This is a genomic window from Paucilactobacillus suebicus DSM 5007 = KCTC 3549, assembly GCF_001434475.1.
In the GTDB taxonomy this organism is placed as follows: Bacteria; Bacillota; Bacilli; order Lactobacillales; family Lactobacillaceae; genus Paucilactobacillus; species Paucilactobacillus suebicus.
Map to the genome: position 1 here is coordinate 37,015 of NZ_AZGF01000017.1, position 12,372 is coordinate 49,386.

Annotated in this window: 8 protein-coding genes; 4 read left to right on the top strand and 4 right to left on the bottom strand. The window is 39.5% G+C overall.

Annotated features, from left to right (window positions below; all coding sequences use genetic code 11):
- Positions 1-104 precede the first annotated feature (104 nt).
- The 3 genes from FD16_RS07785 (at position 105) to FD16_RS07795 (ending at position 3,761) form a co-directional block, all read left to right on the top strand.
- Positions 105-1,232 carry a glycoside hydrolase family 3 N-terminal domain-containing protein gene (locus FD16_RS07785; RefSeq protein WP_029508400.1) on the top strand — a complete coding sequence of 376 codons (1,128 nt, stop codon included), beginning with the start codon at positions 105-107 and terminating at the stop codon, positions 1,230-1,232.
- Positions 1,233-1,365: 133 nt separating this feature from the next.
- Entirely contained in the window at positions 1,366-2,340 is a 975-nt protein-coding gene (locus tag FD16_RS07790) for a zinc ribbon domain-containing protein (protein WP_010622557.1), read from the top strand.
- 14 nt (positions 2,341-2,354) lie between these two features.
- Positions 2,355-3,761, top strand: a complete 1,407-nt coding sequence (locus FD16_RS07795) for a zinc ribbon domain-containing protein (protein ID WP_010622556.1) — start codon at positions 2,355-2,357, stop codon at positions 3,759-3,761.
- A gap of 210 nt (positions 3,762-3,971) precedes the next feature.
- Here the strand turns inward: FD16_RS07795 and FD16_RS07800 are convergent, their stop codons facing one another.
- Positions 3,972-5,381, bottom strand: a complete 1,410-nt coding sequence (locus tag FD16_RS07800; protein ID WP_010622555.1) for an MFS transporter — start codon at positions 5,379-5,381, stop codon at positions 3,972-3,974.
- A 185-nt stretch (positions 5,382-5,566) separates the two neighbouring features.
- On the opposite strand from FD16_RS07800, the gene FD16_RS07805 reads away from it, so the two are divergent.
- Positions 5,567-7,150: a cation:proton antiporter gene (locus FD16_RS07805; RefSeq protein ID WP_010622554.1), complete on the top strand. Its 1,584-nt coding sequence runs from the start codon at positions 5,567-5,569 to the stop codon at positions 7,148-7,150.
- Positions 7,151-7,858: 708 nt separating this feature from the next.
- Here FD16_RS07805 and FD16_RS07810 read toward each other — a convergent pair.
- The 3 genes from FD16_RS07810 to FD16_RS07820 all read right to left on the bottom strand — a co-directional run bounded on the left by FD16_RS07810 (position 7,859) and on the right by FD16_RS07820 (position 12,162).
- Positions 7,859-9,043 (bottom strand): amidohydrolase, encoded by a 1,185-nt coding sequence (locus FD16_RS07810; RefSeq protein WP_010622553.1) that lies wholly within the window; start codon positions 9,041-9,043, stop codon positions 7,859-7,861.
- 269 nt (positions 9,044-9,312) lie between these two features.
- Positions 9,313-10,842 (bottom strand): MFS transporter, encoded by a 1,530-nt coding sequence (locus FD16_RS07815; RefSeq protein ID WP_010622552.1) that lies wholly within the window; start codon positions 10,840-10,842, stop codon positions 9,313-9,315.
- 21 nt (positions 10,843-10,863) lie between these two features.
- On the bottom strand, positions 10,864-12,162 hold the full coding sequence (locus FD16_RS07820) for a glycoside hydrolase family 28 protein (RefSeq protein WP_033386040.1): 1,299 nt from the start codon (positions 12,160-12,162) through the stop codon (positions 10,864-10,866).
- Between the last annotated feature and the right edge of the window lie 210 nt (positions 12,163-12,372).

Here is a 12,372-nt window from a genome sequence, read left to right on the forward strand (position 1 = left end):
CAATTGCCGTTCTTTTTTTAGAATTTCTTTCTTAGTCCCCCATGACTACTCGTTTTCATGCTATGATTTTCTTAAGAATTTATTAACTTGGGGGAGATTTAAAATTGAAAAAATTTACTTGGGGCGTGTTGGTGTGTCTGGGAATGTTGATGATCCCAGTTAGCGTCCATGCATCTCAAACCGTCACAAAGCACCAAATCAAAACAACGATTAGCAAGATGAGTCTCAATCAAAAAATTGCGCAAATGTACGTCTCACGCATACAAACTAACCCTTCAGATACGGATGCAATCTTACAAAAATACCAATTAGGTGCTGTTATCTTATTTGGACCCGACTTTGAAAAACAAACCAAATCTCAATTTAAACAACGAATTAATGGCTATCAGAAATCGGTTAAAATTCCATTGCTGATCGGCACAGATCAAGAAGGTGGCGAAGTGTCCCGGCTCAGTTCAAACTCGAAGCTAACAAACGGACGTAAGTTCCCATCACCTCAGCAAACTTACAATAAAGGCGGAATAAAAACCACAACAACTGAAGCCTCACAAACCGCTAAAATTCTACACGGTTTGGGTATCAACTGGAACTTCGCTCCCGTGGCCGATGTCACCAGTGATACCAGCAGTTTTATCTACAAGCGGACATTAGGTCAAAGCTACAGTGAAACTGCCACCTACGTGGGTAAAGTTGTCACAGCCATGCAAAAGCAACACGTTGCTGCTTCTCTAAAACATTTTCCTGGTTATGGCAGTGCTGGCGATACCCATACTGGTTTTGCCAGCACCAACCGATCATTAGCAGATTTCCAAGCTAATGACTTTTTACCATTCAAGGCCGGTATTAAAAACGGTGCCGATTCCGTCCTAGTTTCACATATCGTTATTAGTGCTGTCGACCCCAATTTACCGGCATCACTATCTCCAAAAGTTCACGATTTGTTGCGCAATAATCTCAAGTTTAAAGGTGTCATTGTAACCGATGATTTAGCCATGGGTGCCATCACCAAGTATGCCAAGCAACACAACGTCTCACCAGATTTGTTAGCCGTTGAAGCGGGTAATGACATGCTAATGAGTGATAATTACCAAAAAGGCATCCCCGAGATTGCCAACGCAGTTAAAAATGGGACCATCAAGGAAAAACAAATTAATCAGTCTGTTTACAGAATTCTGGTAATGAAAAACAAACTGCATTTGCTTTCAAAGGCTGATTTAAAGGCTGCTCAGTAAATAGAAAACTACGAATTTACTGGCAAGGCCTACTAATCAAAATTAACTTATTATAAAATAATAATTGCATTTCAATAGTATTATTTCTAGTTATTTCGCTATTATTCATGAATATTCGGGAGGAGAATAAATTATGAAAATTTGTCCAAACTGTCATGCTGAAATGGATGACAATGTTAAGTTTTGTACCAGTTGCGGATATGATTTACGCAACGTCGCACCTGTTCAGCCAACTGCACCTGTTGAGGAACAACCTGCTAGTGAGGCTCCACAAACAAGTACTGCGCCTACTCGTGAGGCTGTCAACAATGAAACCACTGCACAGCCACAACAAGCTGCTAGTCAGCAACAGTCTACCAACCAACAAAATCAACAACAAGCACAGCATCGTTCTGCTAGTGTCACCATTGACACTGCCAGTATGGCTGCAGCATCTCAGGGCTACTGGAAATGGTTGGTTGGTTCGTGGAAATCACCATTTGCATTTCAGAAAACTGGTAAATTTGCGGGATGTATCACTTTTTTAATTGAAGCACTTCTATTTACCTTAGGAGTTGGTCACTTTGTTCAATTAGCTGCCACGGCTGCCAATACCTACGCTAACAGTGCCGCTTCAATATTTGGTGGCGAGTCTTCAGCAACAACTTCATCATATTCAATTGGCGCTGGCTTTTATATCGCAATGATTCTAACAGTCCTAATTGGTGCAATCGCGATGGTTGGTGTCGCCTACCTAATTTCTCGTGCCGTTTCCGGTATCGCTGCTAATCTAGGATTTGTTGACTTTATGAATGCCATCGCACATTACAGTAGTTCCATCCTTATCCTGCTGGTAATTTTTGATATCGTAGCATTCTTAGCCGGCAGTAGTGTTGGTTCAGTTGTTCTGATTTTGTTCGTTGTAACCTTGATTCCAGCTATCTGGTCAATTTCAATTATCACAAGTATCGTTTTTGGCCAATCAAGAAGCTCATTTGATCGTATTTACGGTGCTTTGATTGCCATGGTAATCAACTCATTTGTTTACATGATTGCTGGTTCTATTGCTGGATCTCAGTTAGCATCTGTAGCTCAGGATTTAATTTCACAACTAAGCGGATTATTTTAGGAGGAAAATTATAAATGGCTGAAATTTCATTTTGCCCCAACTGTGGCCATAAAGTCAGTTCAGACGACGAATTTTGTCCTAACTGTGGTACGCGCTTAAAGTCGTCAACCACTCCAAATTCAGATGAACAGCAACCTCAACGACAAACTCAATCTGATCAAACAAATACAACACAACCAGCTGGCAACAATGGTGGTCCTCAAAAGCAAGTCAGCATTAGTAAAAAAATGTTGGGTATCATTATCGCAGTAGTTGTCATTTTAATCGGTGGTTTCCTATTTCTACGTAATTATTACACACCGCAAAACCAATTGAATCGTACCATGACTGCCCTATCGACAAAGAACGGTAGTCTGGCAAAGCATGTCGCAACGGATGATCCAACTTTGAAAAATAAGATCGATGCTAAAAGCGTTAAGCCAATGCAAACTTATTTTAGTGATAATAAAGAAAAGTTGGCAGATTTAAAGTCTGCATTGGAAAATGGTCAAAGCTATGATAATAATACTTACACATTCCAGCAAGACGGGCACGCTTGGCTGTTTTTCCCTAAATACAAACTATATGTCCGGGCCGCATATGCAAAACTAAAGACTAATCACAGTGATGTTTCATTGTATCAAGGTAGCAAAAAATTAAAGACAACTACTTCCAACAGTAAGACTTACAAAGTAGGGCCTGTTTTTCCTGGCACCTACACATTCAAGTCTGACGGCACAATTTCAGGTCGTCACTTGGTTAACAAATCAACTGTTAACCTGACCAGTGGAAGTAACGATGTTAATCTAGAGTTAAAAACAGCCACATTCACGGTTCGTGGCAACAATGGCTCAATTGTTTATCTGAATGGAAAGAAAGTCGGTAAAATTGGTAAAAACGGTAAAATGAAATTCACCAATTACCCGATGAGTGGTGATCTACGAGCTTACGTTACAATGGTTGTTAATGGTAAAACCATAAAGTCAAAGACAATTGATGTCGCAAAAGAGCTTGAATATAGCAGCAACACCATCACACCAATGTTTAGTGGTGTTGTCGGCAAGTCGGATGCTCAAGAATTATTACAACAAGCCTATTCTGGTACACAATATGGATCTAGTGATTCCAATACGGCTGACTTATTCGTCGGTGCGGAAAGTAATAGTGGTTACAACGAATTGATCCAGTCCTTTGATAGTTTCGATTCCGATCAATCATACGATGTTGAAGTCACAGATGTCACAGGTATCGTCCCTGATGGCAACAAGAGCGCCACTGTATCCTATCAAGTGAAGTACACCTTCTATAAAGATAATGAAAAGAAGGTCCAACAATTCACTTATAATGGCGCCAAAATTGTAAAATCTGGTGGATATTATAAAATTAGTGCCATTGGTAAAACTGGGACTTCCCCAGACTGGGAAAAGGACTATCCTGAATAATTAATCATGTACTTAAAATAAAACAAAGACGGTATTCTCAAATTTTGGGAATACCGTCTTTATTAATTTAATCCTTAAGACCTAACCGCGTTGCTTCGCTGTCTGTCTTAAAAGCAGCTATGCAACACAGCTCGCCATAAAATAACGGAGTCACGGCAATCAGGTCCAAGCTCATGACCTAATCACCGCAACTCCGTTATTTTACACGAGCTAACCGTGTTGCTTCGCTGTCTGCCTCCTAACCAACCAAACGATCAATACCAGCGCAATCACAATCATTCCTAACGCCCATCCGTAAGCAAAGTGCATTCCTGATACAAACCATGCAGGATGTGCCGATGGATACGCTGTGATGTGTTTACCAGCCTTTAATCCAATCCCGAAATAGAGCAGTGATGTGGCCAATGACAATCCAATCGACATACCTAAATTACGTGCCAAAGCAGCGATCGAACCTGCAATTCCTTGAAATTCTTGACCAGCATTGCCCATGATCATTGGGTTATTTTGGAAAGTACCATTAGCGAGACCAAACATACCTAAACCAATGATTAACCAGATGATTGACCACGATGGTTCAACAGTTACAAATACCAATTCGGGAACGATAAAAATGACAAGTGCGATCATAGATACTTTTTCAGCACCGATTTTGTCGCTCATGACCCCGGCGGCTGGTGCACTAAAAATGTTCACGATCGGAACTGCCATTAATATTAATCCGGCAATCGCAGATGAATAATGCAACGTTTCCTGCAAATAAAATGGCATGATCATATTATTGAAATACCCCGTTGCAAATACCATCATAGCGGTAAGAATACCAATGGAAAAGCCGGCATTCTTAAAAATTTTCAAATTCAATAACGGTTCAGGTGCACGTTTTTCAATTCGAATGAACAAGGTGATTAAAAGAACCGTCAGTACGAGTAAACCGATAATTTGAGGTTTGCCATAACCAATAGACTGGCCCCAATAGATCGCGAAGAAAAATAAAATAGTTGCGAGCGCATATGTCAGGTAGCCTGTCCAGTCGATCGAGACATGATGATACTTGCGTTCTTCCTTGGGAAAAATATGGTGGCCAAATGCAAAAGCAATAATGCCAATCGGTACGTTAATAAAGAAAATATAATGCCAATTCAAAGCAGCTAAAATTAATCCGCCTAATCCAGGGCCAGCAATACTACCCAGTTGAACAAAGGCGCTGTTAACTCCAAGTGCAGTACCGTGACGATGAATTGGAAAGATCTGAGTGATAATACCAAAGTTTGTCGCCATCGTCATCGATGCGCCGAGGCCTTGTAGTACCCTAGCACCCATCAAAAATGGTAAATTAGTACTCATCCCGCACCCTAACGAACCAAGCACAAAGATCACAGTGCCAATTTGAAATATCGGAATGCGTCCTATCTGATCGGATAGCTTACCAAAAAAGATGAGCAATACACAAATCAGCACCAGGTATACGGATACCACCCACTCTGCTTCGTTCATTGGCACGTTCAAATCGCGTGACATTTGTGGCACAGCAATATTAACAATTCCTGCGTCAATCGTTGACATGAAAGATACCATCGAGGTCGCCAATAGTAAAATCCATTGTGATCGTTGTTTCAAAAATTTCGCCCCCTTACTTTTTATCGTTGCCAATTCTACACCTTTCAAACCTTGGTGCCATCACATTCGCACTCATTTTTTCATGATAACGATTTCAACATTTCATGATCAACAAAATTAATTTCAACCAATTTCTGGTAGTATCAACTTATAATAATTCACACAAAAGGAGTTGTATCAGCGCTATGCAGTCCATGATTTTAATTTTTGCCTTGATCCTAGCTGCCATTGTCAGCATTTTTTTGGCACAAATATTTTCCCGTATCTCCATTAATTACATCAGTATGGTGATCGGTGCGCTGTTTTTCCTATTGCCAGCATTTCGAGGCAGTACTGACAACTTCAATTCTGAAATATTCATGGGAATCATTGTCGCACCGTTACTGTTCTTCGAAGGGCAAGCTACCAGGCTGAACTTCGTCGGCAGAAAACTGTGGCACATCTTACAAATGACAATTGTTCTTGTCTTAATTGACTTTGTCCTTGCCGGTTTAGCAATTAAAGCGCTCATACCAATCAGTATGCCGTTGGCATTTATTATGGCTGCTATCAGTACACCCACTGATGCCACAGCCATGACATCGGTCACAAATGGACTAAGAATTCCTCGTAAAAACGGTGCGTTACTTAAAATGGAGTCACTATTCAATGATGCATCTGGTATTATTTTACTAAACATGGCTCTGTTATGGTATGTGAACGGCTTCGTTAATATTCCTGCGACCGTTGGAAACTTTCTTTATTCTGCGGTGGGCGGCGTTATTTTTGGTTTTGCCCTAGCGTGGCTGATTATTTTATTCAGGCAAAAGTTACTACGTTCGACCATCAATGCTTTGAATGCGCAAGTGTTGTTGTACCTCGTTACACCATTTACAATTTACTTTATTGGTGAAATGATTCATGTTTCGGGGATCATCGCCGTAGTGAGTGCGGGACTAGTTCACAATGCCGAGGTTCAACGCAGTCGATTAATCAACCCACCACAAATTCATTTTGGCGTTGATTTGGTCGCAATGGTCACCGAAGTCTTTAACAGCATCGTATTTGTGATTCTTGGGTTCTTATTTGTTAGCATTATTTCAGCCAAGCGACTTGGCGACTCACCACGTTGGATAATTATTGGAGCCATACTTTATCTCGTTAACATCATCGTCCGTTACGCATTTTCAAGAGTTAGATTCAAAATGAATAATCGCGATGGCTGGATTTTCTCACTTGGCGGTGTTCACGGGGCGGTGACCTTATCTTTAGCATATTTTGTTTCACAACTACATGTAACCAGTGCAGACGCAAAACTAGTGTTATGTTCAGCGAGCGTGCTAATCATTCTGAGCTTAATCGTGCCAACAATTGTTTTCAGATTCATTTTACCTAAATTAAGTACCGAAAAAGAAGTTACGACTGAAGCCATTAAGTTACGGAAAACGATGGCAGATCGTGGCATCGAAACGGTAGAAAAAATGTATTTGCCAGATAACGTCAAAAAATCAGTTATTTTTGATCTCACTACTCAGAATCAAACTACCGCTACTAGGGACTTTATCAGTGCCTGGGCAGATGTAGTTCGTCATTCCGACTTTTCAGGTTCCGAGAAGGAACTTGAAATGCGGGCATTCATGAATGCATTTGCTCAAGAACGACAGTATTTAGATGCCATTTCGCAAAGCGAAGTTAAGTATCAAAGTTGTGTGTATGAGCTCTACAACGAAGTCTTACTGGCAGAATCACTGGTGGTGGGACCGAATGTGTTTGATGAGAGTGAAAAATAGGGCGTCCAGATGTCAGAATATAAGGAAAAAATATCGATATTCCCGAGGTTTGGAATATTGATATTTTCTCCTTATATGGCAGACATTTGCCCTAATTTTCACGTTTCGGCTATAAAAATTGAAAGTAAACCATTCTTTAATTAATATTCAATTTCCCCCAACCAAAAAGACATCGCCTCCGTTATGACGATGTCTCTTTTTTTGATGTATTTTAGGTGTTTGTTAAGTGTTGGTTGGTTTGGGGGCTGAAACGTGACAGATAAGTCAGGCCCCTGCCATGTAGGCTGGTTAGCCAAACATTCCAAGCCCAGGAATATCCGTCTAACCAAACTACATAACTGGGCCTAAACGACTTATCGGTCACTCTATTTCTTTAGCTTTCTTCCCCCACTGCGATAAATTTGCCCACAAATACGGCAAATCCAAATGACAAAATCATGTAAATCATCACGTCCATTATAATTTTTAGTATCACGGCAATCATCCCTCAATTCATTTTAATCCGTGGCATCCTGTCCACTTGCAGACATTATCGACTGAAAATATGAATTATTTTCGAATTTCGTCTTAAAAAAAGATAGCCTTCATAATGAATTCATTAAAGTAACTCACTTTATTGAGCATCGCATATTTACGCTATTTGATTAATGATGAAATTAAAAATTAAATGTATAACTATGACAAATGTTTTATCGCATAATAAACAAACTAAACCCGCAAGTAATCAAGTGTTGCCGTTCCAACAGCTTTAGCCGCAATAATCAGGCAGTCCTCATTCATCATGAAATCAGGACTGTGATGAGGATGATTAGCTCCATCTGCAGTTTGACAACCAACGTAAAAGAACATACTTGGCACCTGCTGTGCAAAGTAAGCAAAATCTTCAGATGGATCTTGTGGTCCGCAATCTTCAATCATTTTAATTTCAGGTATCTTGGCTTGCTTTAGTGATTCAATTACCTGATCCACCAACTGACTGTCATTGTACAAAACTGGATAATTATCGTCGTAATCTAGTTTTGCACTAACACCAAACATAGACTCCACACCGTGCACAATTTGTTCAATCTGCTGGCGAACTGTCTTACGAGTATCTTCTTTCATGATTCGAACGTCACCTTTTAAGGTCACAGATTCCTTGATTGCATTATATGACCCAACTCCGTCAAATGAACCGATAGTGACACTGGCGGTATCAAATGGATTTATTCGTCGTGAAACAACTGTTTGCAGGGCGGTCACAAAATAACTACCAGCAACAATTGCATCGTTGGAAAGATGTGGCATGGATGCATGGCCACCTTTACCGGTAAACGTTAGGGTAAAATTGGACCGTCCTGTCTGACTTTCTTTATGATGATATCCAATCATTCCTATCGGCATCGATGACATGACGTGGACACCCAAAATATTATCAACGCCAGCTAAACAGCCATCCTTAATCATCGACTGTGCACTGCCCGGCGAAACCTCCTCGGCCGGCTGATGTAAAATCCTGATCGAACCCTTTAACTGATCTTTTAACATAATCAGGTTTTTAGCAAGAACCATCATATAGGCGGTATGACCATCATGACCGCACGCATGCATCACGCCAGGAGTTTGCGATTTGAACGGTAAATCGTTATCTTCCTGAACGGCTAGTGCATCAAAATCAGCCCTTAACGCCAATTTTGGTCCTGGCTTACCGCTATCTATATCTACCGCGAATCCATAACCATCGCCATAGTCAGTTACCGTGCAATCCAAGTTTTCATAATATTTTTTTATATACGCAGATGTATTTTTTTCCTGAAATGATAGTTCAGGATGTTCATGGAGATACTCCCTAATTTCAATCATTTCATTTTCATCATTTTTAAGCTTCTGCATTAACGTTTCTTGCACACTCATTGTTTAGCCTCCTTCAATTTATCTACAATTCAACTGTAGCATATGGTATTTGTTTAGTGTTGTGAGACGGGTTGTTTATGATGGCAAACAAAAAGTAGTTTTGAAGGGAGTATTTCAAAACTACTTTTTTTGTAATCAATATTTTGCTAGTCAAACCCGCCCAATTCCTTAACTAGCACTTAATTAACAATATCCGTGTAATAATGCTAATTAAATTAATACCCTTTTGACAATTATCCGTAGACAATTACATTCAAAATTAATTCACATTACTTAGAAACTTTCCAAATTTTGTCCCAAGTGTAGCCTGTTAGGTTTTCAACAAGTGACTTAGTATCTGGATCTACGTCATCTTTACTACCACCAGCTTGAAGACGATCAATTTCATCGTGCAAAATCTTATGAGTCTTTTGATTAAGATTAAATCTAGCGACCATCCACCATGCTATGGCAATTGAGATTACTGGAACAACAATTAAGACAATCATAATTGCATTTTGTGCTGTTGCGGTTTGGTGCAGTGCACCTTCTTTAAAGCCACCCCATTGAAGAATGAAGCCAAGAAGTGCTGATCCCAAAGCACCTGTTAATTGACGAGTAAATGATTGAACAGCAGCGAAAGTACCAGTTCTCAATTTACCAGAAACAATTGTGTCTACATCCGGTACCAGTGGAATAACTTGCCAAGCAGTATATTCCAGGAATTGACGACCAATTTGCCAGAAAACGCCAAGTACAATTAATGTAATAATCGTGCTTCCAGTTCCGAGACTTGTGTGTTGCATAGATAGAACAAAGAATCCTGCCATTACAATGAATATCAGAGTAAATGAAGTTGACCAGTTGATTTTAGGATTTTTGGTTTTGATAAGCATAAATGCAGCAACCGGAACAACTAACATACCGATAAATGATAGTGATGTGATTCCTTGACCAATGGTTTGAGATAAACCTAAAACGAACACAACATAGTATAAAAACGCCGTTGAGAAACAATCCTTAGCGAAATACGTCATAAAGTAAATGGAAACCATATAATGTGCCGATTTATTGCGGAGCATTTCCCAGTAATCGCGTAATGAACCCATAAAACTGTTTTCTTTGTCTTCATTAGAACCATTTGCACTCTCAAACTCTTCAACTTCTTCAGGAGAATGTTCCCAAGTTGAGCGATAAGTGATTAAAGTACATATTGCAAAGATAACACCGAATGTAATACCAGAAATGGTATAAGCTTCTGCACCTTCACCTAAAATAGCTAACAACGTTGCTGGTAGAGCTGAAACAGAGAATGTGGCAAATGCTGAAATGAATAGTCTAATAGAAGACATTTTGACACGATCATCCGCATTCGGAGTCATTTCAGTTGCTAATGTTTCGTACGAAGTACCAATGATGACATTGGCAGTTTCAACCATAACAAACGCAATCAAGTACCATAGGAAGCTCCCCGGAACAACCATGAATAGCATTGGGAAGAATAGAATTGTTAACAGTGCTCCAACTAACAGTAACAAATGTCGACGTCCAAAATGTCGTCCTATTTTAGTTGAATATAACCGATCAGAAATTGATCCGGCCATCATTGAAAAAATTGCATTTAGAAATTTACCGATTAAAAATAGCATACCAACAGATGCAGCAGATAACTTACCGTAGGTGGTTAAAAAGAACATCAAATATGAACCAACTAATGTTCCCCAAGACGCACCGTTCATATCATTGATACCGTATCCTATTGACCGCCAAACAGAAATCTTGTGCGGTGTATACACCCAACGCTTCTTTTTATTTTCCATTGTTTTCCTCCACTATTTTAACTACCCAATTCTTTTACCATTAATGACCAAATTGCTGACATTGATTGTCTTGATGCCTCTGTCGTCGTCATGAAATCTACCACCCGTTTCTTCAGCTCTATACGTAGGTAATAAGTTATCCTTATCTGCTAGTGACCAATCAAAATTCTCAATTTCAACATTCTCAATATTTGCTTCAGGCAACCCAACAATGAAAGCGGCAGTGGCTCTGACATTGGTTGCCTTGATGTTTTTAATACTGATATTTCTGATGTGTGGTGTAGTTTCATCTACTGGCTGAGGTCCCTCATCAAGAACAGTTGCTTCCTCTTCAGGCAATACACCTGGTGCAAAATATTGCTCCAACGAAATTGGACACCAACACAAATCCATTTTTAATCCCGACAAATTAATATTTTCAATCGTTCCGCCTCGAGTGCGTCGTGACTTAAGACGAATACCTCTTCTAGTGCCATCGAATGTGCAATTTGAAACTTCTACATCGCTTATACCAGCTGCAGTCTCTGATCCAATTGCAATTCCACCATGACTAGCTAAAATTCTACAATCACTTACTTTTACATTTTTAGTCGGTTTATTAACACGAATTCCGTCTTCACCAGAACCAGATTTAAGAGTTACCCCATCATCCCCAACATCTAACAAACAATTCTTCACAGTCACATCTTCGCTAGAATCAATATCCATTGCGTCCGTATTAATTGCCTCTGCTGGGTTTGAAAAAGTCATATTATCGATACTAATTTTATTTGAATAAACCATGTGTAACGTCCAAAAAGGTGAATTTTCAAGCGTAAAATCACTTAATTTAATATCGTGACATTTCCAGAACTGTATTAATGGCGGTCGTAGAAATTGTGTTGACGGGCGTCCACCACCTCCTGTTCTAGTTTTGTAATCAGGATTCAGTTTGGCTAAATCAAGTTCATACTTTTCTCTCGGTAAAGTACGATCCTCCTGTTCGATATTTCTAAATTTATCCCACCAACTAGAACCTGATCCATCGACAACACCTTTACCGCGAATGACAATGTTTTCTTTACCATTTGCGTACATCAACGGGTGCATGGCGTAACATTCAATGCCTTCCCATCTTGTCCATACAGGTGTATATAATTCCGGATTATTCTTAAACTTTATAACTGCATCTGTTTCAAAAGTAACCGTTAAATTAGAAACCAAATTGATTGGTCCGGTTAGATGTTCGCCTTGAGCAATAATTAGCTCACCACCGGAGTCACCAATTTTATTAATGGCCGTTTGAATGTCATCAGTCGGTCCTACCTTAATTTTCAACATAACATTCCCGCTTTCTAACAAATATATATTCTCTAAATAAATTTATGAAAATAATTGCCTTATTACCAAATAAACCTTGCTTTATGATGTAAGCGCTTGCGTCTATGAACAAAGAATAACACAGTTTTCTGTTCTTGTAAACATTTGTTTAATCCATTAAACATTTGTTTATATAAAATAAATCATAACCACCCGTAAAACGGGTGGTTT